This window comes from Pseudomonas sp. HPB0071 (genome assembly GCF_000478505.2).
Classification (GTDB): Bacteria; Pseudomonadota; Gammaproteobacteria; order Pseudomonadales; family Pseudomonadaceae; genus Chryseomonas; species Chryseomonas luteola.
In genome coordinates, this window is the sequence record NZ_KI517367.1 from 439,599 (window position 1) to 459,881 (window position 20,283).

Sequence of the window (20,283 nt, forward strand, 5' to 3'; positions counted from 1 at the left end):
ATCAGACACACAGGACTGTATAAATTATCAGTACTTGAACAGAAGCGCTATGATAACGCGCCTTCACGCCGGTGCCGAACGTATCATCCGATTTCGGCACCGATTTATCAGGAATGTTTGAATGACACCCTCTACCTAGCTCTATACCATCCATGTTCTTGCTGCCGTGCTTTGGGTAGGCGGCCTCTTTTTCGCCTGGGTCATTCTGCATCCGGTAGTTACTGCAATACTGGATACCCCGTCACGCGCCCGCTTCTGGAATACGCTATTTCCACGATTCTTTCGCTGGGTGTGGGGAGTCGTTATTGTACTACCGGCTACAGGAATTGGGATTCTTCACCTTAATTTCAATGGCTTCGAAACCGCGCCCCGCTATATCCAGATCATGATGGGATTATATCTGGCCATGGTGGCGCTGTTTCTCAAGATCCAGGCCGTTCAGCTGCCTCAGCTCAAACGGAGCGTATCAGATCAGGATTGGCCGACGGCCGCCCAGACGCTGAAGCGAATCCGTACACTGGCAGGCTTTAACCTTTTGCTTGGCGTCATTGTGCTGATTGTCGCGGCGGCCCGTCTTAATACCTTTAGCTGAATCAATTTGCTGCAGCTACCGTAATCGGCAGGCGATACCAGTGGAAGACGCCAAACAGCAGCACCTGAAGCCGATCCAACCATGGGCTCGGTCGGTTTCTGACGCGTGCACCCACAGCAAGCACTTCGATGACATGCAAAATCAACAATGCCACTGCAGCGCCATTGATCAATAGCTGAAAGGGATAAGCGAAAGGTTCAAGAAGATTGGCTAGGACTGCCAACCAAAACACCAGAAACGCCACTTTGCCCACAATACTCAACAGCCTCATCACCGCCTCCTTTGTTTCAGACGATGACCATACCTGAGTTTGCTCCAGGTGCAAGCCTCTGGCAGGCACCTGGAATAGGCCTCAAGACAGGTTACTGACGCTCGACTAAGATCTCTACGCGCCGGTTGGTAGCACGACCTTCTGCCGTTTCGTTGGTAGCCACGGGCTGGCTTTCCCCAAGGCCTTGGACAGAGACGATACTGGCCGCCGGAACGCCCGACTGAACCAGGTAATTACGCACGGCTGCTGCACGACGCTCAGACAGGCGCTGGTTGTACTTTTCAGTACCCTTGCTGTCAGTATGTCCGTTAATTGTCAGCCGTGTCGTGGACGCTTCGTTTCTTAACCGGGAGGCTACGGTATCGAGCTGCGCACGGTCCGCCGGACTGATTTCGGCCGAATCGAAGGCAAAGTGCAGATCACGTACAACAATGGTCTCTTGGCGAGGAAGCGGCTCGGGTGCAGGCGTGGGAGCCGGCGCAGGCGTTACCGGTTCGACAGCAGCTACCTGCTCTTCACCCTGCCCATGAACATAGCAGTAAGCCCCCGCCGTGGCGCCGGCAACCAGCCCGCCCCACCCAGCATAGCTACTGCTTTCAATGGCGCCGACGGCCGCACCCGTGGCACCACCAATGGCGGCACACGCAGGCCAGTCCGTTTTCTTTACACCAGCGCAACCTGTTAAAACACTGCCCACCAGAATGAGGGGTAAAGCGGTCCTTATAATCGTCATTGTTGTCTCCTATTAAGGACTAGAAAAGCGACCTCGAAAAAGGAATTGGACATCGATTTCTCCGCTCCGTCAGACTGGCGGTACAGGCCTGATCTTGACAGTGCCGCTTGATTAGTCTCCACAACAACCGCCGAGGTTCCACATGACCGCGACATTATCGTCACGTACTCCGCAACAGGCCTTGGCCGCGCTATTGGATCACTACACCCCTACTCGCCTGCTGATGGTCAGTGCCAGCGAGATACCTGCCGTGCAGGCTTTCAAGGCAGCTCACCCTGACTGCGAGTTGACGCAGTCCCCTGCCGGATCATTACAGGAACCGGTATCCCACCAACGCTATGACCTGGCTATCCTGGCTGACTGTCTGGAACACCTGTCCGTACGTGAAGGTCAGCAACTACTGGGCGGAATCCGCAACCTCAACGCCAGTCGGCTGGCTGTCCTGGTCGATCTGGCCGCCAGCCAATGGCAGCCCAGGGACTTCTATGCCCTGGCCATGCAACAGAGCGAGCGCTTTCAGCGTGATCAGCAAACCCTGACGTTGTTCACGTATGATTTGCATGATTACAAGCAGGTACCGGACTGGCTAAACGCCCGCTTCTGGGCCCATCCTGAACTCTTTGGAAAATATTGGTGGTAACGATGGCATCTGCTCCTTGCCCATGCGGCAGCGACGAGCTACTCGACAACTGCTGCGGCCGCTATCATTCAGGTGCCTCAGCCCCTACAGCGGAGGCGCTGATGCGCTCGCGTTACAGCGCCTATGTGCTGGGGTTGATCGACTACCTGATCGAGACGACCTTGCCTGCACAACAGGCAGGACTGGACAGGGCAGCCATAAGCGCCTGGAGTGCCCAGAGCACCTGGCTTGGGCTTGAGGTTGAAAGCCATGAGCCTCTGGGAGGCGTGCCTGAGCACGCCTGGGTCATCTTTGTGGCCCGCTGGCACGATGCGCAGGGTGACCATGCCCACCGTGAGCGCTCGGCGTTTGTTCAACAGCAGGGGCGCTGGTATTTCCTGGATCCGACCGTGGCCATGGCGGCAGGCCGCAACGACCCCTGCCCATGTGGCAGCACGACCAAATTCAAGAAATGTTGCGGCCCTTTCCTGCCATGAGTAGAGCCGCTACACCAGTTTAAGATGGGACGTATCGGGCACCTGGACGGCTGCCTGTGGCCTTTCCTCGCCCATGTCGCTTCCTACCGGTGCCAGTGTGAACTTGCCCAGATCAACCTGGGGCGGAGCGACCTCGGCCTTCTGGTCCTGCAGATCCGCTCCAACCGGTGCCAAGCCAAAGTCCGGAGCATCCACATTGACGAACGCTGCCATGACCTCATCGCGCGGCGCGACGGATACACGACGCGGTACAGACGATGCGCCCGACTCCGCCTTTTCAGCATTGACTGGAGCTGGTGCAAGGTCGATCTCTTCGGCAATCGCCATTGACACGACTTCAACCCTAGCACCGGCATGGGTCAGCGCAGCCCGATATTTTTCAGCAGCGGCTGCATCCAGTCTATTCTTGATAATGACGCGGCGCCCGGAAAACAGCTGAGCGATACGCTTCTCGTCCGTCTGGAACAACCGAGCCAGGTTGGCACGTACTTGCGCTTCGTCAGCACCTGTCACTACCTCACCGGAAAAGGCAATCTCGAAAAGGCTCATGTTCATCATCCTGTCTAGCTTGAGGGCTATAAGTTCTGTAGATTGCTTACCGCCTGAGGAGCGGCTAGCCCGTTTTTCAACCTGTATAAGTACAACATAATGGCCCAGGCACTTGCCGACTTCAGAATAAAATGAGCATGGCTCGCGTTTGGGTAAGGTCCAGCTTATGCCAGGCACGCCTGTGCAACAATCGGACCGAGCTATTTTTCAATGCGCCGACGCGCTGTAACCGCTGCCCTTCGTTATGGAGTCGTCACATGTTTTTTCGGGCATTCAACAGGAGAGTCCTAGGTCTCTCGCTAGGCATCCTGATCCTGTTTGGAATCAGTGGCTGTACGTGGTTCTCCAGGGATTATGAAGACCCTGAAATACAGCTGACCCAGGTAGACCTGCTCAAAGCCAAATTATGGGGACAGGAATTCCTGTTGCACTTCAAGGTGGACAACCCCAACGATATCGATCTGCCCATTCGTGGCATGACGTATGCGATCTACCTGGAAGATGTTCCCCTTGCCGAAGGCGAAACGGGGCGTAACTTCACGATCCCAGCCTCTGGCAGCACGGAGTTTACCCTCCCCGTGCAGACCAATATGTGGCGGTACGTCAAAGACATCGTCAAACTGATCAAACGGACCGACAAGCCCGTTCATTATCGTCTCGTTGGCGAAGTGAAGACCGGCTTGATGTTTGGCCGCAGCGTCTATATATCGCGCAGCGGCGAGATCGTCCCGAACAATTTTTTACCGGAGTAATCAATGAACCAGCAACCCCACGTCCACGGCCCTGACTGCAATCATGACCACGATCACGGCCATCATCACCATGTTCATGGGCCGCATTGCAATCATGGTCCAGCTACCCCTGTTCGCAACCCACTCAAAGAGATCGGTCGCAACGATCCCTGCCCGTGCGGAAGCGAGAAAAAGTACAAGAAGTGCCACGGCGCTTCATGAATAAATGACGGCCCACTAATGTGGGCCGTTCTCGTTCATCGTTCCTTTCGAACTGTAAGCGTCCAGCCCGGTCACTCCTTTGGCAGTACCCTTTGCCCCGGAGAGCCTTGATGATCGATCTTTATTACTGGACTACCCCCAACGGCCACAAAGTAACGCTGTTTCTTGAGGAAGCCGAACTGCCCTACCGCATTCATCCCATCAACATCATGAAGGATGAACAGTTTGCGCCAGACTTTCTGAAGATTTCGCCCAACAACAAGATTCCTGCCATTGTCGATCAGAACCCGGCAGATAATGGCAGCCCCGTGACGCTGTTCGAGTCTGGCGCCATCCTGCTCTATCTGGCAGAAAAAACCGGCAAATTCATCCCGCTGAATATCCGCGGACGTCAGGAGGTCATGCAGTGGCTATTCTGGCAAATGGGCGGTCTGGGCCCTATGGCCGGTCAGAACCACCATTTCGGGCGTTTCGCCAAAGAGAAGATTCCTTATGCGATTGATCGCTACGTGAGCGAGACCGCGCGCCTTTACAGCGTACTGAACAAGCGACTGGAAGATCGGGACTTTGTGGCAGGTGGGGAATACACCATTGCCGACATGGCCATTTATCCGTGGATTGTGCCCTACGAATGGCAACAGCAAAAGCTGGAAGACTATCCCAATATCAAGCGGTGGTTTGAGACGATCAGCATGCGAACCGCTACTGTCCGCGCCTATGACCTCGTCAACAAGGTAAACCCGCCAACGGCGAGCTGACTACCGGAGCAGGCGTCGGCAGCTTATAGCGTCCGACGCCTGTCATGATCACGTCAGCGGCTGACCGTCATCATCGTGGAAGCGGGCCTTTTCAACCGCTGGCGTACGCCACCCAGCCGACACACCCCACAGGAAAAATACCAGACCAATCACCGCGACCACCGCCAGATCCCATCCGTACGGCAGATAACCCTGGCCACCGAAACGGTCGCTTCCCGCCCAGGAGACCGCTGCCAACACCGGCAGGAAACACAGCAGCCACAGCGAGCCGCGGAAATGACGGCTGAAACCCTTCCACCCCTGCTTGGCCTGGTAGTAGATGTATATGGGCAACGCCGCCACGATCAGCAGCATGATTTCACCTGTCCGAGGCCACTTGGCCCAGTAGAGAAGCTCAGTGGCGAAAATAAACGCCAGTGCGGCTAAAACAGACAGCCCTCGGATTCGCAAGGGGCGATAGAGCTCAGGCGCCGTCCGCCGCAATGCCATGACACTTACCGGCCCGGTCAGGTAGGAAATGATCGTGGCAACAGAAATAACTGCCGCCAGTGTGCCCCAGCCCCGGAAAAAAAACAGGAAGATGAAGGACACCGCAAGGTTCAGCCACATGGCCGGGCGGGGAATCCCGAACTTGGGATGTACATGCCCGAACATGGCCGGCAGGCTGCCGTTGCGCTGGATACCATAGATCATCCGCGCAGTGGTGGCGGTATAGGTAGCGCCTGTTCCGCTCGGGCTGACAAAGGCGTCCGCATAGAGCAGAAAGGCCAGCCAGTTCAAGTTCAAGGCCAGCGCCAGTTGGGCAAAAGGTGAGCTGTATTCAAGACCTGCCCATCCCTCGTGCAGATGCTCAGGAGGAACGGCGCCTAGAAAGGCAACCTGGAGGAGAAGGTAGATCACCGTGGCGATAATGATCGAACCGATTACCCCAAAGGGTACGCTACGGCCGGGATTATGCGCCTCGCCTGCAAGATTTACCGGACTTTGGAAACCATTGAAACTGAACACAATGCCGCTGATGGCTACTGCTGTCAGAACGGCCGAAATACTGATGGAGTGGTCTTCGCCGGTGATGCCAACGGTAAAATTCTCACTGTGAAAACCTGACAGCATGAGCGCTATGGCGGTCAGTGCCGGTACCACTAACTTGAATATTGTGATTGCGCTGTTACTGCGGGCATAGAGCTTGACGCCCCAAAAGTTGAGCAGGAAGTAGACGACTACCAGGAGCGCGGCCAGTATCAGACCGGTTGTACTCAACTCGCCATGACCGCTGCTGACACTGTAAAGGTCCTGCGCCCATTGCCAGGGCCAGGACGCCATATACTGAACAGAAGCCTCTGCCTCGACCGGGATGACCGATACAATCGCGATCCAATTGGCCCATCCGCCAATGAACCCTACCAGAGAGCCGTGCGAGTAGTGCCCATAGCGCACCATGCCGCCCGACTCTGGAAACATGGCACCCAGCTCGGCATAGGTCAGCGCGATGAAAAGAATGATCACTGCACCTAATAACCACGCATAGATAGCCCCAGGGCCTGCCAGCTGGGCAGCATGCCAGGCACCAAACAACCAGCCGGATCCGATGATCGACCCCAGCCCAGTAAACATTAAAGCCAGAGGCCCTAAATCGCGACGGATCGCGCGCTCATTCGACATCGTGTACTCCTTGGTCAGCGCCTTAAAAGACGGACTCAAGGCCGATGAACAGAGCAACAACGGGCCAAAAGTCGCCCGTCCAATTGGCGAAGCGACAAATCATGTCAGAATGTTTCTGTCGTGATAAGGATTAAATGTCGTTTTTAAACAAGTGTGATCCGCTTCACTGGTCAGAAAAATCACACCCGCTGGCGGAATGGACTGGACAGTGCTTGCCTGGATAACAACGCCTCACTAACGTAGCGCGCTTTTGAAACCCTGCTCCTCTGGAGACTATCCGTTCATGGATTTTCCTGCTTACCGGCGCCATCTAGGTCGTCTTGGTCTTGTTTCAGTACTGGGGCTTGCGGGCTGCCAGACAACGTTTGATCAACGTGACACGGATAGCCTTCCACCCAGCTCGGGCGTTCAGCCTATCAAGGGACTTGCAGAAAACGCGTCGATTCGGCGAAGCGAACTGGGCGTGCCCCTGATCGAAACATCGACCTTTCACGATGCGCTGTTCACGTTGGGTTATGTCCACGCATCGGATCGACTGAGCCAAATGATTACCTTGCGCCTGCTGGCGCAAGGACGGCTGGCAGAAATGGCAGGGCCGGACGCATTGGACACCGATCGCCTTATGCGTGCGGTCAATCTTAGGAAAACGGCAGAAACTGCCTACAAGAATGCATCGCCACGCCTGAAGAAATTCCTAGAGGTCTACGCTCGCGGCGTTAACGCCTACCTGTTCCGTTACCGGAACAAGCTTCCAGCAGATCTGGCCGCCACCGGTTATCAGCCTGAATATTGGAAGCCTGAGGACTCCGCCCTGCTCTTTGCTCTGCTCGATTTCAGTCTGTCCGTCAATCTGAACGAGGAACTGGCCAGTCTGGCGTTGGCACAAAAGGTCAGCGCCGATACCTTGGCCTGGTTGCTGCCCAGCTATCCCGATGAGCCGATTCCCGTCGACGAAGCTGCCAAACTCAAGGGTTTGTCCTTGGCGGGACAAATCCCAGGGCTGGAGGCGTTGAACACAGCCTCAACACGCCTCGCCCAGGTAAACGGATTGACGGTTCCCGCCGGAAGCAGCTGGGCCATTGCTCCGCAGCGCAGTCGCAGCGGCAAGAGCCTGTTGGCAGGTGACCTCAGCCAATCGCTAGCCCTGTCATCAGCCTGGAGCTACGTACAGGTTCGTGCGCCCCGTTATCAGGCGGCAGGATTGTCCCTGGCGGGAACGCCGTTCATTCTTTCCGGCTACAACGGCAAGCTGGCCTGGTCGTTTTCTCCAGCCATGGGCGACACTCAGGATCTATATCTTGAACGTGTACGCACCCAGGGCAGCGGCTTGAACTACGAGGTCAATGGACAATGGACACCTGCAGCGGCCCGTTCCGAGACTTTTTTCATCAAAGGCCAGCGGCCGGTACGAGAGACTGTCTTCGAAACCCGGCATGGCCCGCTGATCAATCATCAAATCGGCCAGCAAAGCGGTTATGGTCTGGCCTTGCGCAGGGCTACGCTCGATACGGACAAATCCATGGATGCAGTATTCGACCTGAGCCGGGCTAAGGATGTTGACCGCGCGTTCGAGATAACCCGAGACATCCGAGCGCTTGCGCTGAATATAGTCTTTGCCGACGCCGAACATGTTGCGTGGCAGGTGACCGGCCTGTACCCCAACCGCCGAGAAGGACGCGGGCTGCTGCCCTCACCCGGGTGGACCGATCGTTATGAATGGGATGGTTTTGCCGACCCGATGTTGCATCCCTATGACCAGGACCCTTCCCAAGGGTGGCTTGGCAATGCTGGCAACCGTACGGTGCCGCTGGGGTATGGCATGCAGCTGTCGAGCTCGTGGCAGGCTCCCGAGCGGGCCGAACGTATCGCTCGGCTTGCAGGCTCGCAGACACGGCTGGAAGCTCGCAACCTGATGGCCATGCAGGCAGACCAGACCTCACCGTTGGTCGCCAAGGTCCAGGCCATGCTGAGCGCACCGGGCATGGCTCAGCCCCTCAAATCGGCCATCGAGGCCCTACCGGCTGAGCAACGCGCACATGCCAGCGAGGCCTTGCGCCGAATCGGCACGTTCGATGGGCGCCTATTGGCCACGTCAGCCGATGCGGCCGTCTATGAAGCATTTCTGCAGGCTACCGCTCGACTGACTTTTGCCGATGAACTGGGAGGAAGCAACAGCCCGGCGATGCAGGCCCTCAACCGGATCGCCCCGCTCTCTTACTCAGCTCAAATCGATCATCTTCTGACCCGGGACGATAGTCCTTTCTGGAATGATACCCAGACGACAGCCGGACACGACAAGCCGGCCATTCTTGCCCAGGCGCTTGCCTCAGCCATTGCCGAATGCGAGCAGGTCATGGGTAATGACCGAAACAGCTGGCAATGGGGGCGTCTGCACACGTATGACTGGCAGGGCGAAACCGAACAGGCGGCCGCCCGGCCAGGTACCAGTACACGCTATCCCGCTCGCCGGGCATATCCAGCAGGCGGAGACTTCTCGACACTGGATCGCTCGGCCTATGGCTGGGGCAACGGCTTTGGGGCACACAGTGCCAACAGCTTGCGCATGGTCGTGGATTTTGGTCAGCCGGAACCATTCATGGCCATTGATGGCAAGGGGCAGTCGGATAATCCGGCCAGCCCTTACTACGGCAAGGGCATCGAACCCTGGCTGAAAGGTCAGTACTCCAGCTTCCCCTTCCAGCCGCACAATCTGGATCGTGTTTATGGCACGCGTCGTCTGACGCTAACGCCTGCCCAATAAGCGAGCCGGCCCTGGCATATCACTTGCTTTATGTCTCTTCAGAAGCAAGTGCCAACGGCGGCATTTGCTGACCGTATATTCGACAATGGCGTCGTTCTGCGCCGATAACCCTTGTTATCGGCCTTAACGGCGCTTTTTTGTTTATGTTTTGCCAAGGCTTGCCATGACGACGATTAACGCCCTCGCCTGGGTATCAGGCTCGGATGCACCAGAACGGAGCATTGTAAATCTGGGCTTCATGCCCCTGACCGATTCTGCCTCGCTGATCGTGGCAGCCACTCAAGGATTTGCTCAACCCTACGGATTGACCCTGCACCTACATCGTCAGCCGTCCTGGTCAGCCCTGAGGGATCGTCTACTCAATGGCGAGCTGGATGCGGCGCACAGCCTGTACAGCATGATCTATGGCCTGCAATTGGGGCTGGGCAGCTCGTCACCTACCGACATGGCTGTCCTGATGGGCTTGGCCCAGAATGGGCAAAGCATCAACCTCTCAGCCTCGCTCGCGACCGAAGGTGTCACTACAGCTGAAGCACTGGCACACCGTATTCAGCAGTCTTCGCAGGCTCCGCTTGTGCTGGCGCATACCCTACCCACCGGGACTCATGCGCTCTGGCTGTACTACTGGCTGGCCGCCAAAGGCATCCATCCGCTGGAAGATGTGAGCACCGCTGTGGTGCCTCCACCGATGATGGTGGAGCATTTACGCGCCGGCCGAATCGATGGGTATTGTGTAGGCGAGCCCTGGGGCGCCTCGGCCATTGAGCAAGGCCTGGGCGTGACCCTGGCTACAACGCAATCCATCTGGCCGGATCATCCAGAAAAGGTGTTGGCCTGTACCCGTGCGTTTGCCGAGCAGAACCCCAACACGGCCCGTGCCTTGATCTGTGCCCTGCTCGATGCCAGTCGGTTCATCGAGGAAAGCCTCGAGAACCGCCGCAGCACTGCACAACTCATCAGCGGCGCCGCTTATATCAACGCACCGGTAAGCGCCATCGAGCCGCGCATGCTGGGTCAGTATACAGATGGACTGGGGCAGCGCTGGCAGGATGAGCACCCCCTGCGCTTCTTTCATAAGGGCGCAGTCAATATGCCCTATCTATCAGATGGCATGTGGTTCATGACTCAATTCCGCCGCTGGGGTCTTTTACGTAATGATCCTGATTACGTGGGAGTGGCCCGTCAGGTACAGCAGCTCTCGCTTTACGGCGAGGCGGCAGCGCGTGTAGGCGTGGAGGTTCCTGGTCAGCCCCTGCGCAGCGCTACGCTCATTGACGGCCGGGTATGGGATGGACAGGATCCGGCAGGCTACGCCCGCAGCTTTACCCTGCATGCCCTGGCTGACGCCATGCTTAATCCACTGACTTGACTTCGAGGCGACAAGCACCATGCGCATTCTGCTTATCGACGACACCCCGAAGAAGGTAGGCCGCCTGAAGGCCGCCCTGCTGGAAGCCGGCTTTGACGTAATCGAAGAGTCCGGCCTGACCATAGACCTGCCCGCCCGCATCGAAGCGATCCGCCCCGATGTCATCCTGTTCGACACCCAGTCGCCCAGCCGTGACGTTATGGATCAGGTATGCCTGGTGACGCGAGACCGCCCTCGGCCAATCGTCATGTTTACCGACGAGCACGATCCGGATGTCATGCGCCAGGCCATTCAGTCAGGCGTCAGCGCCTATATTGTGGAAGGCATTCATGCCCAACGATTGCAACCGATCCTCGACGTGGCCATGGCACGCTTCGAAACCGATCAGGCTCTGCGCGCCCAGCTGCAGGCACGGGAACAGCAACTAGCCGAGCGCAAGCGAATCGAGCTGGCGAAAGGCATGTTGATGAAAATGCGGGACTGCAACGAGGAGCAGGCCTACACCCTGATGCGCCGCCAGGCCATGAGCAAACAGCAGAAGCTCGTTCAGGTCGCCGAGCAGATCATTTCCATGAACGAGCTGCTCGGCATGTAAAGCCCCTCATTGACGTTGTTGCACGGCGTGCGCTGGCGAGGTTGGCAGCGCAGTGACCGTCTGACTCAAGCAGACCCGGTTGCGGCCCTGCCGCTTGGCTTCGTAGAGCGCCTTGTCAGCGGCCTGCAGCAGTTCCTCGGCTTTCTGGCCGCTCTGTGGATACATGGCAATACCCAGCGAAATGGTGACCGGGCCCAGAGGTGCACCGCCATAGACCAGTTGCATGTGACTGACCGCCTCACGTAGCGCCTCGCAACGCGCCAGGGCGCCTGCCTGGGTGCACTCGGGCAATACCAGGGCAAACTCCTCTCCACCGAAGCGGCAGGCCAGATCACTGGCCCTGACCAGGCGTTTAACCTCCACGGCCAAATGCCTTAAGACCGCATCGCCAGCCTCATGGCCGTGAGTATCGTTAAACCGTTTGAAGTGATCCACGTCGAACAGCACGACAGCCGTTGTCGTCTGGTTGCGACTGGCACGCAGCAGTTCGCGGCTCAGAGTCTCATCGAGGAAACGGCGGTTGTGCAGTCCGGTCAGCGCATCCACGATGGACTGATGACGCAGGCTGTCACGCAGGGCCAGGTTCGCCACGCCCAGGGATACCTGCTCGGCAAAGGCTTCGGCCAGCTTGAGTCCTGAGGTGGGATGCTCGCACAGCGTCAACACACCGATAGGCTCACCCTGCGCCATCAGTGGCACACAGACGTAGCCGCCTTGCGCCTGGACGACATTGACCAGATGGGGACAGACCAGATCCTTGGTTACGTCCTGGACATCATGGGTCTGCCCACGACGCACCGACCAACACTGGTGAGGCTCGAACATGGTCTTCTGCTCAACCCAGCCATTCCAGGCTCCTGCGAGTTCCAGGACATCCCGCGAGGGGTGATACAGATGAATACACCCTGGGGCGGATCCGAACAGCTGGCTGGCGAACCGGGTGATGATGTCGTAGCACTCGGCAAAGTCCGTAGTTGAATGCAAAGCGCTGGCCATACGGCTCATGAGCTCCGTTTCACGGTTGCGCAGTTCGAGCTGTTGCATGCCGTCGCTTAATTGCTCTGAGAGTTCAAGCAGGCGTTTTTCGCTTGTCTTGGTCTCATTTAGTACGCGGAACGTGAACTTATAAAGAATCGCAACGAGGACCAGATCGAGCATGGCAATAAGCAGGAGCGCAATACGGATGATCTGACGACGCCATTCCACCTGCTGAGATAGCAATATGCTCTCTTGCGACATACGATTTTCAATCGTGGCGACTTCCTGTCGAATGGTATCCATGAGCCGTTTTCCCTCCCCCGTGCTGACCCGTGCTACTGCCTCGGACAGCCCCCGCTCACGGCGCAGCTGAATAGTGCCATTCCAATAAGCTCGCTGCTGACCGATCATATCCTGAAGGGCAGCAAACTCAGGGTACTGCTTCGCATCCATTGCTTGCCGCAAGGGAATCACAAGATGGTCGACCTCGGCATATCCTTGAAACAGAGGCGTCAGATAATCTTCACGGCCTGTAATGATGAACCCACGCTGGCCGGTTTCACCATCCTTGATTGCTGAAAATAAGCGCTGCAGCTGTTGGAGGCGCATTTCAGCTGCTTCGTAGTTATCCAGGCCGCTGCGAATCCAGCTGGTGCTGCTAAGAGGCACAATCACATTGAGAACCAGCATGGCGATGATTAGGCTGAATCGGCTACGCAACTGCGAAGCAGTCTTGGTCATTGCTTGTTTCCAGGAGATGCATCTATCGGATTAGAAGTCTAGCCGCTGCTGATCAATCCATAAGCAGTGTTTGCAGGAAGCAATCGAGCAAAAAGGCAGAACAACGGTCATACCGGTAAGTCTGCCTGTTTTTTCCGGCAGGCGGCAGGTTTGTTCGATCTCTCTTGAAGGCGGCCCCTATCTAGGCTATAAGCCCGGAAACCCCGTATGGACATCATCATGCTCAAACACTTGATCGGTCTGTTCAGAGCGCCTTCGGAAGAAGAGCGGAAATTGGCGCAAACGATCAACAACTCGTACAAGTCCCTTCGGGTCGTGGGCCGCGGTACCATCCGGATTGATCCTGAAGAAGTGTTCGACTCGCCGGAGTTCAAGCAGGATCTCGACCGAGCCAAGCGCCTTATCAACGGCTAAATGTTTCTTCTCCTTCTTCTGCCTATCCTGGTTAGCGGGTTTCTCGTCTGTCACAAGCACCCGCTTTTCTACTATCGCCTGCATCGCTACGAGGGACAGTATCTCTATTTGCAGAGCGCCCGACTGGGTCTGTTTTGCGCGCTTCTTTCGCTGACCCTCAACCTCATCCTGTTTCTGCTCGTGGCCCAGCATGACTGGACGGTGGCAGGCCGTACCTTTTCGCTCGATTACTTTTCCGGCCTGGCAAGCCTGATCCTGCGGACCCATGCCATTGAGGATGCGAGCCAGGCCGCCCAGCTCTCCTGGATTCTTATCCTTACCGTGACCGCACTCATGATCCCAAGGCCCTGGGCATTTCTGGCCAAGGCTTACATCAAGCGGCGGCATGGGTTGAAGGAAGAGAACTATGCGATGTTTCTCATGGCCGGCATTCTCAAGGACAGCCCGTTGGATGACCTGCTATTCAATGCCACGATCAACCGTGAAACCCTGATGCTCTCCCTGGAGGAGCGCAAGGTCTATGTAGGCAAGATCACGACTCTGGGCGAACCCAGCGAAACGGAAGGTGCCGATCAGGAGGTCTGCATCAAGCCGATCATGAGTGGCTATCGGGACAAGGACAAACTCTGGGTAACGTTCACGACCCACTATGCCGATGCGGACAAGGATATTTACCTCACGCTGAAGCAGAGCCAGATCCTGTCTGCGACCAAGTTCGACTTTGATGCCTACGAGCGCTTTGTCCGCAGTAAAAAGCCGGACCATGTAACGTCTTAACAAGACGATGCCTGTGCCCCATATCCGGGCATGTCTATCCACGATGCGCTGTAATGATTCAGACGGGCGGATGGTCTGACGTTAAAACCGCAGGCTAGAGCGCTTTGCTGACTTGGCGTGGCGTTTGCTAATCCATCCGTAACGGTAGCCAACGGCGGTTACCCACCTACGACAAAGGCGTCGCGTTGCTCCTGCTCCGGCAGAGGGCAACGTGGCGCCTTTGTCGTTTCTGCCCCAATGCCCGGGGCGGGTGGACGCTCCGCGGTTGTGCTGAATGCCTGGCATTTCACAACGCACATCAGGCGCGTTCGCCTTGTGATGTTCGAACTGAGGCCCTGCCGCGTGGCGGGTACATCGTTGATTACGAGGTGCACGAATGAACACGAGTTTCTGGAAAGCCGGCCATGCGCCGACCCTGTTCGCCGCGTTTCTATATTTCGATCTGAGTTTCATGGTCTGGTACGTGCTTGGCCCGCTGGCCGTGCAGATCGCGGCCGACCTGCAACTGACGACTCAGCAACGCAGCATGATGGTCGCCACGCCCATTCTGGCAGGCGCCGTGCTGCGTCTGATCCTCGGCTTTGTGGCTGACACGCTCTCGCCCAAGACCGCAGGCATTATTGGCCAGATCGCCGTCATCGCGGCGCTATTCGTGGCGTGGCAGATGGGTATCGACAGTTACGAGCAGGCTCTGCTGCTAGGACTCTTCCTGGGTTTTGCCGGCGCTTCCTTTGCCGTCGCCCTACCGCTGGCCTCGCAATGGTATCCGCCGCAGCATCAGGGCAAGGCCATGGGCATTGCAGGTGCCGGCAACTCGGGAACGGTCTTCGCGGCGCTGTTCGCTCCTGGTCTTGCAAAACTGTTCGGCTGGACCAACGTCTTTGGCTGGGCGTTGATTCCGTTGGTCGCTACGCTCGTCTTCTTCGTATTGTTTGCACGCAATGCACCGCAGCGGCCTGCGCCGAAGAAACTAGCCGACTATGCCAAGGCCCTGGGTGACCAGGACAGCTGGTGGTTCATGTTTTTCTATAGCGTGACCTTTGGTGGTTTTCTCGGGCTTGCCAGTACCCTGCCGGGTTACTTTCATGACCAATATGGCCTGGAGCCCGTCGTTGCCGGCTATTACACCGCTGCCTGCGTCTTTGGCGGTAGCCTGATGCGGCCGCTGGGTGGCGCGCTGGCTGATCGGATTGGCGGTATCCGCTGCCTGTTGGGCATGTATACCGTGGCAGCTGTTTGTATTGCCGCAGTAGGCTTCCATCTACCCAGTGCAACGGCCGCCCTGGGGCTGTTCGTAGTCGCCATGCTGAGCCTGGGCGCAGGCAATGGCTCGGTTTTCCAGCTGGTGCCGCAGCGCTTTCGCAAGGAGATCGGCGTCATGACTGGCTTGATCGGTATGGCGGGCGGTATCGGAGGCTTTGTCCTGACGGCGGGCCTTGGTGCCATCAAGCAATCCACCGGTGATTATCAGCTGGGCCTCTGGCTATTCGCCTGCCTGGGCGTACTGGCCTGGTTTGGTCTGCTGAGTGTGAAGCGGCGTTGGAGAACCACCTGGGGATCGGCGGCCGTGTCTGCTGCACGCGTTTAACTCGAAGCGCCCGTCAAACGACGGGCATTTCGCTTCTAAACCTCTCTACTTCCTGACCGAATCCATGCCCCTTACCTTGAGCATCGGTGAAGCCACGGCCACCGGTCCACGACCGGAAAACCAGGACGCCCTGCGTAGCGTCACGCCGGCTCCCGCTCTGGCACTCAGCAAGGGGCATCTGTTTACCCTGGCCGATGGAGTAAGCCACTGCGCCGACGGCGGATTGGCTGCCCGCTCAACCGTACAGGCGGTGGCGATGGATTATTACTCAACGCCCGAAACCTGGCCTATTGCACAGTCACTGGATCGTCTGCTCCTGGCACAGAACCGCTGGCTACAAGCCGGGGCCCAAGGCCAGCCGTTACTGACGACGCTGACGGCCCTTGTGCTCAGAGGGCACCGCTACACCCTTGCCCATGTAGGCGATTGTCGGGCCTATCACCTTAGAGGCCAGACACTCTCCTGTCTGACAGAAGACCACGTCTGGCAACAGCCCGGCATGCAACATGTTCTGACACGTGCTCTGGGGCTGGAAGCTCATCTGATCGTGGACTTTCATGAAGGTGATCTGCAAATCGGTGATTGCTTCCTGCTGGTCAGTGATGGGGTCTGGGCCTGCCTGGGTGATGCGGCTATACGACGTATATTGCTGGATGAAGCCAACCCCATGTCAGTGGCCCATGCCTTGATCCACGCAGCCCATTTGGCGGGCAGTCAGGACAATGCCAGTGCATTACTGTTACGTGTTGACGCCCTGCCTGACAAACCCTTGGCGGATGCCCTCGCCGAGGTAGCGGGCTGGCCTGTTCCACCACGACTCAAAGAGGGCCAGATGTTCGAGGGCTGGCAGGTCGAACAACGCCTGGCGATCTCTCAGCAGTCCTGGCTGTATCGCGTGCGTGACAGCGCCGGGCGGCCCTGGCTGCTCAAGACTCTCGCCCCAGGTCAGCAAGGTGATACCCAGGCCATGCAGGCGCTCCTGATGGAGGAGTGGTTTCTGCGCCGGGTCGCCGGAAGGGCTTTTGTCGAACTGCATCCACTGCCTCAACGTCAGCACCTGTATTACGTACAGCGTGAATACCCGGGCCGCACGCTGGCTATCCAATTCAAACAGGCCGGTCCATTTCCGCTTGGCGAATGGCTGGATACCGCAACCCGCCTCTTGCGCGCTCTGGGTCAACTGCATCGGCGCAATATTCTGCACCGGGATATCAAACCCGAGAATCTGCACCGGGGCAATGATGGCGAACTCAGGCTACTGGACTTTGGCCTTGCCTATTGCCCTGGCCTTTCCCATGAATGCGAGGGCGCAGTACCGGGTACGCCCAGCTATCTGGCGCCCGAAACGTTCGAAGGTGCCGCACCAGGGCCGCAGCAGGATCTCTTTGCAGTAGGCGTTACGCTCTATTACCTGCTGACAGGTCATTATCCCTACGGAGAAATAGAGGCCTTCCAGCGACCGCGTTTTCAACAGCCGGAACGTGTGCTGCGCTATCGGCACGACGTACCGCTCTGGCTGAACGACTGGTTACTGCGCGGTGTAGCGGTCGATCCAGCCCAGCGTTTCGAGACGGCAGAGGAAGCCTTATTACTTTTGGAGCAAGGCGAGCGGCAACCTGTATTACCGCCCAAGGCATTGCTAGAGCGCGAGCCACTGAAATTCTGGCGTACAGTGGCCTGCGTTTCGTTACTGATCAACCTCGCCGCTGTGCTGCTCTGGTTGTATCGCCATTGATCGATCTGACGAGCCAGCCAGCCAAGGCCAGCTCGCCTGTTTCAGTTGAGCTTGTTCGCGGGCGGTTGCGTTGACGGGCTCGTACTGGCCACGGTTGCCCCTGAGAGCTGACGGCAGCTGGCAAACAAATCCAGCTCTGCGTTATAGACCTGGGTATGGACACGCAGGAGACCCAACATGGAATGGAACAGGTTGTCCTGGCTGAGCGAGTCATTCCGGTGGACCGCTACACACTGGCTATTCATCCCCATCGACTGCTGATACGGCTGAGAAAACCACGCTACGCTGGCGATATGCTTCTGCTGATCCGGCGCTACGGCGTACGGCATGCCATGAAGAAATACATTGTACTCACCCAATGACTCACCATGATCGGACAGGTAGAACATGGCGGTACTCACCTTGTCCTGGTTGTTACGCAGGGTATTGATCAGGCTCGCCAGGACATGATCAGTGTAGCGAATGGTGTTGTCATATCCATTCACGATACTTTCCCGTGAGCACTGGCTCAGCTCGTTGTTCTTGCATACCGGGGTGAAGTGCTCGAAGGCCGCCGGGTAGCGTTTGAAGTAGGCCGGGCCGTGGCTGCCCATCTGGTGGAGCACCAGCACGGTGTCGCGCTGCATGTGATCGATGATGCCCTGTATATCCTTGAGCAGGATTTCATCATGACACTCGCCATCGCTGCAGAATGCCGGGTCCTGAGCCTTTGTCAGGCTTTCGAAGGCCACACGGTTACAGGTTTCCTTGCAGCCGGCCTGATTGTCGCGCCAGATCACGTCATATCCAGCCCGCTTAAGCACATCAAGCAGGTTCTCCTGACTTTTGGCCACACTGTCACTGTAATGCGCGCGGGTCAGATTGGAGAACATGCAGGGTACGGATACTGCCGTCTCGGTGCCGCAGGAATGCATATCGGTAAAGCTGATCACGCCCTCCTCCTGGCGCAGCTCGGGCGTTGTATCGCGGCCATAGCCATCCAGGCCAAAGTTGTCGGCACGTGCGCTTTCCCCAACGACCAGAACAGTCAATGTCTTGTGCGCACCGGCGCTGACGGGCGCCAGGCGTACAGCATCCGTACCGATCTCGCGCAGCGGACCCTTGGGTTTGGCCGTCGCGTCATGAACATAGCTGATCAAGGCACCCACAGAATTGCTGGGCGTCAGCTGCATATGGATCTCATGATGGTTACGGAACAGGGAAGACAGACTTTGATAGTTGAGCATGGCCACGCCGACTATAACCGCGGCGGTTAGGCCGCTGGCAATGGATTTGTTCAACAGCTCGCGCGGCCACCGGCGATACTGAACCGGTGTCCTCCAGAGCAGCCAGACCGGCAGCGCGCCGAGCAGAAGCAGATAGGCAGCCAGCTTGAATGACAGCAGATCCACCACTTCAGCCGTGTCAGTCTCCAGCGTGTTACGGAGCATCTCGGTATCGATCATGACACCGTACTGGTTCATGAAATAGGCAACCCCTGCGGCACTCAGAAAGAGCACACTTAGCAGCGGCTTGAAAACCCAGCGAAAGGCAAAAAAGGTCAGAATCAGGTTGAACGCTGCCAAGAACAGAACAGCCACTGCGCCCAAGGTGAGCACACCTTTCATATCGAGAGGTGTCACCACGTCGAACAGGTGAGTCCACAGTGGGACGTTGTAAAAAATCAGGAAAGCCGCACTCACGATCAGCGTGAGCCACTCGGGACGAACCGGTCTCAACTTCAGCATCTCGTACAACTCTTGAAATAAGATGACAAAAGTGTGGTGAGGGGCTCGTCAACGTTTCGTGAAGAAAGCCTTGTAAAAACGTTTCACTTAATTGCTTCTCAAACTGCCCCTCAAGGGTGTAAAAGAGAGAAGGAACCGTGATTCCAGACGGCATGCTTGCTAAGCTCCAAGCATAACCCTCAATAAGAAGATCATAGGGAGCTCCTCATGGCCCGCATCGAACTCAATCTTCCAAGCGACCAGTTTTATTTTACTACCCATCAAACGGTCCGCAGTACCGACATCAATGCCGGTGGCCACTTGAGTAACGAGTCGATGATTTCCATGATTTCAGAAGCTCGTACACGCTTCATGTTTTACTACGGTATCCGGGATGGTGCCGAGGATGGCATTGGTACCATGGTGACGGATCTTGCGACCGTTTATCTGGCTGAAGCCTTTGCAAGGGACAAGCTGCAATTTGACATTGGGGTCATGGACTTCAATAAATACGGGGGCGATATCATCTTCCGCATTACTCGGCCGGATACCGACACCACCATTGCGCTCGCCAAGTGCGGTTTTGTCTTTTACAACTATCGCGAAAAGCACATCGAGCCTATGCCCAAACCTTTCCACCGTATTTTCCCCAAGGTTAATTGGGTCAGTGATCGGCCAACGTCCAGTACGCAGAACGTCACGCCTATCAAGGAAAGTTCGCACGGATAGTGTGCAATGCGCTTCAAAGTGGTGCACAAAAGCTCAGAATAATCAGGATCTCCTGACAAAAAATAGAGCGCGGTCAGGCAGTTACATTCTTGGCACGTCCCCTGCTTAGTTTCTAGGCAGACATCAAGCGCAGCCTTCAACGGCGAACGGCAGCGCTCCCCCGACAGGCCTATGCAGGCCGATAACGGGACCGGACAAAGGCGTCCTCGCATTCATGTGCGGGACGCCTTTTTTGTTGCCTCGATTTCAAGCACGC

At 57.0% G+C, this 20,283-nt stretch carries 20 protein-coding genes; 14 read left to right on the forward strand and 6 right to left on the reverse strand.

Annotated elements, in window-relative coordinates; genetic code table 11:
* The first annotated feature begins 166 nt into the window (after nucleotides 1–166).
* Complete coding sequence (locus HMPREF1487_RS02265; protein WP_010794973.1) at nucleotides 167–592, forward strand: CopD family protein; 426 nt, start codon at nucleotides 167–169, stop codon at nucleotides 590–592.
* 1 nt (nucleotide 593) lies between these two features.
* Here the strand turns inward: HMPREF1487_RS02265 and HMPREF1487_RS02270 are convergent, their stop codons facing one another.
* Together HMPREF1487_RS02270 and HMPREF1487_RS02275 are read right to left on the reverse strand one after the other, a co-directional pair.
* A complete protein-coding gene (locus tag HMPREF1487_RS02270; RefSeq protein ID WP_010794974.1) occupies nucleotides 594–863 on the reverse strand; it encodes a DUF1145 domain-containing protein in 270 nt (89 codons plus the stop codon).
* Between the two features lie 91 nt (nucleotides 864–954).
* Nucleotides 955–1,596, reverse strand: coding sequence for an OmpA family protein (locus HMPREF1487_RS02275; protein ID WP_010794975.1), 642 nt, complete (start codon nucleotides 1,594–1,596; stop codon nucleotides 955–957).
* Between the two features lie 142 nt (nucleotides 1,597–1,738).
* Here HMPREF1487_RS02275 and HMPREF1487_RS02280 point away from each other — a divergent pair, with 142 nt between their 5' ends.
* Nucleotides 1,739–2,236: a DUF6231 family protein gene (locus HMPREF1487_RS02280; protein WP_010794976.1), complete on the forward strand. Its 498-nt coding sequence runs from the start codon at nucleotides 1,739–1,741 to the stop codon at nucleotides 2,234–2,236.
* A 2-nt stretch (nucleotides 2,237–2,238) separates the two neighbouring features.
* Nucleotides 2,239–2,712, forward strand: coding sequence for a YchJ family protein (locus HMPREF1487_RS02285; protein WP_037029600.1), 474 nt, complete (start codon nucleotides 2,239–2,241; stop codon nucleotides 2,710–2,712).
* A 9-nt stretch (nucleotides 2,713–2,721) separates the two neighbouring features.
* On the opposite strand, the gene HMPREF1487_RS02290 is transcribed toward HMPREF1487_RS02285, so the two are convergent.
* Nucleotides 2,722–3,261: a hypothetical protein gene (locus HMPREF1487_RS02290; protein ID WP_010794978.1), complete on the reverse strand. Its 540-nt coding sequence runs from the start codon at nucleotides 3,259–3,261 to the stop codon at nucleotides 2,722–2,724.
* A 257-nt stretch (nucleotides 3,262–3,518) separates the two neighbouring features.
* On the opposite strand from HMPREF1487_RS02290, the gene HMPREF1487_RS02295 reads away from it, so the two are divergent.
* The 3 genes from HMPREF1487_RS02295 to HMPREF1487_RS02305 all read left to right on the forward strand — a co-directional run bounded on the left by HMPREF1487_RS02295 (nucleotide 3,519) and on the right by HMPREF1487_RS02305 (nucleotide 4,972).
* On the forward strand, nucleotides 3,519–4,013 hold the full coding sequence (locus tag HMPREF1487_RS02295; protein WP_010794979.1) for an LEA/WHy family protein: 495 nt from the start codon (nucleotides 3,519–3,521) through the stop codon (nucleotides 4,011–4,013).
* A 3-nt stretch (nucleotides 4,014–4,016) separates the two neighbouring features.
* On the forward strand, nucleotides 4,017–4,214 hold the full coding sequence (locus tag HMPREF1487_RS26660) for an SEC-C metal-binding domain-containing protein (RefSeq protein ID WP_010794980.1): 198 nt from the start codon (nucleotides 4,017–4,019) through the stop codon (nucleotides 4,212–4,214).
* A 110-nt stretch (nucleotides 4,215–4,324) separates the two neighbouring features.
* Nucleotides 4,325–4,972: a glutathione binding-like protein gene (locus HMPREF1487_RS02305; protein WP_010794981.1), complete on the forward strand. Its 648-nt coding sequence runs from the start codon at nucleotides 4,325–4,327 to the stop codon at nucleotides 4,970–4,972.
* 48 nt (nucleotides 4,973–5,020) lie between these two features.
* Here the strand turns inward: HMPREF1487_RS02305 and HMPREF1487_RS02310 are convergent, their stop codons facing one another.
* Entirely contained in the window at nucleotides 5,021–6,634 is a 1,614-nt protein-coding gene (locus HMPREF1487_RS02310; RefSeq protein ID WP_010794982.1) for an APC family permease, read from the reverse strand.
* A gap of 283 nt (nucleotides 6,635–6,917) precedes the next feature.
* On the opposite strand from HMPREF1487_RS02310, the gene HMPREF1487_RS02315 reads away from it, so the two are divergent.
* The 3 genes from HMPREF1487_RS02315 to HMPREF1487_RS02325 all read left to right on the forward strand — a co-directional run bounded on the left by HMPREF1487_RS02315 (nucleotide 6,918) and on the right by HMPREF1487_RS02325 (nucleotide 11,359).
* On the forward strand, nucleotides 6,918–9,395 hold the full coding sequence (locus tag HMPREF1487_RS02315; RefSeq protein ID WP_010794983.1) for a penicillin acylase family protein: 2,478 nt from the start codon (nucleotides 6,918–6,920) through the stop codon (nucleotides 9,393–9,395).
* 163 nt (nucleotides 9,396–9,558) lie between these two features.
* Nucleotides 9,559–10,764: a CmpA/NrtA family ABC transporter substrate-binding protein gene (locus HMPREF1487_RS02320; protein ID WP_010794984.1), complete on the forward strand. Its 1,206-nt coding sequence runs from the start codon at nucleotides 9,559–9,561 to the stop codon at nucleotides 10,762–10,764.
* A gap of 19 nt (nucleotides 10,765–10,783) precedes the next feature.
* On the forward strand, nucleotides 10,784–11,359 hold the full coding sequence (locus HMPREF1487_RS02325; RefSeq protein ID WP_010794985.1) for an ANTAR domain-containing response regulator: 576 nt from the start codon (nucleotides 10,784–10,786) through the stop codon (nucleotides 11,357–11,359).
* A gap of 6 nt (nucleotides 11,360–11,365) precedes the next feature.
* On the opposite strand, the gene HMPREF1487_RS26225 is transcribed toward HMPREF1487_RS02325, so the two are convergent.
* Nucleotides 11,366–13,078, reverse strand: a complete 1,713-nt coding sequence (locus HMPREF1487_RS26225; RefSeq protein WP_010794986.1) for a diguanylate cyclase — start codon at nucleotides 13,076–13,078, stop codon at nucleotides 11,366–11,368.
* Nucleotides 13,079–13,297: 219 nt separating this feature from the next.
* On the opposite strand from HMPREF1487_RS26225, the gene HMPREF1487_RS02335 reads away from it, so the two are divergent.
* From HMPREF1487_RS02335 to HMPREF1487_RS02350, 4 genes are all read left to right on the forward strand, one after another.
* Nucleotides 13,298–13,492: a hypothetical protein gene (locus tag HMPREF1487_RS02335; protein ID WP_037030397.1), complete on the forward strand. Its 195-nt coding sequence runs from the start codon at nucleotides 13,298–13,300 to the stop codon at nucleotides 13,490–13,492.
* Nucleotides 13,493–14,269: a hypothetical protein gene (locus HMPREF1487_RS02340; protein WP_010794988.1), complete on the forward strand. Its 777-nt coding sequence runs from the start codon at nucleotides 13,493–13,495 to the stop codon at nucleotides 14,267–14,269.
* Nucleotides 14,270–14,645: 376 nt separating this feature from the next.
* Nucleotides 14,646–15,857: a nitrate/nitrite transporter gene (locus tag HMPREF1487_RS02345; RefSeq protein WP_010794989.1), complete on the forward strand. Its 1,212-nt coding sequence runs from the start codon at nucleotides 14,646–14,648 to the stop codon at nucleotides 15,855–15,857.
* A 64-nt stretch (nucleotides 15,858–15,921) separates the two neighbouring features.
* Nucleotides 15,922–17,592 (forward strand): bifunctional protein-serine/threonine kinase/phosphatase, encoded by a 1,671-nt coding sequence (locus HMPREF1487_RS02350; protein WP_010794990.1) that lies wholly within the window; start codon nucleotides 15,922–15,924, stop codon nucleotides 17,590–17,592.
* A 41-nt stretch (nucleotides 17,593–17,633) separates the two neighbouring features.
* Here HMPREF1487_RS02350 and HMPREF1487_RS02355 read toward each other — a convergent pair whose 3' ends face one another.
* Entirely contained in the window at nucleotides 17,634–19,319 is a 1,686-nt protein-coding gene (locus tag HMPREF1487_RS02355) for a phosphoethanolamine transferase (protein ID WP_010794991.1), read from the reverse strand.
* A gap of 207 nt (nucleotides 19,320–19,526) precedes the next feature.
* On the opposite strand from HMPREF1487_RS02355, the gene HMPREF1487_RS02360 reads away from it, so the two are divergent.
* Nucleotides 19,527–20,027 carry a thioesterase family protein gene (locus tag HMPREF1487_RS02360; protein WP_010794992.1) on the forward strand — a complete coding sequence of 167 codons (501 nt, stop codon included), beginning with the start codon at nucleotides 19,527–19,529 and terminating at the stop codon, nucleotides 20,025–20,027.
* Nucleotides 20,028–20,283: the final 256 nt, after the last annotated feature.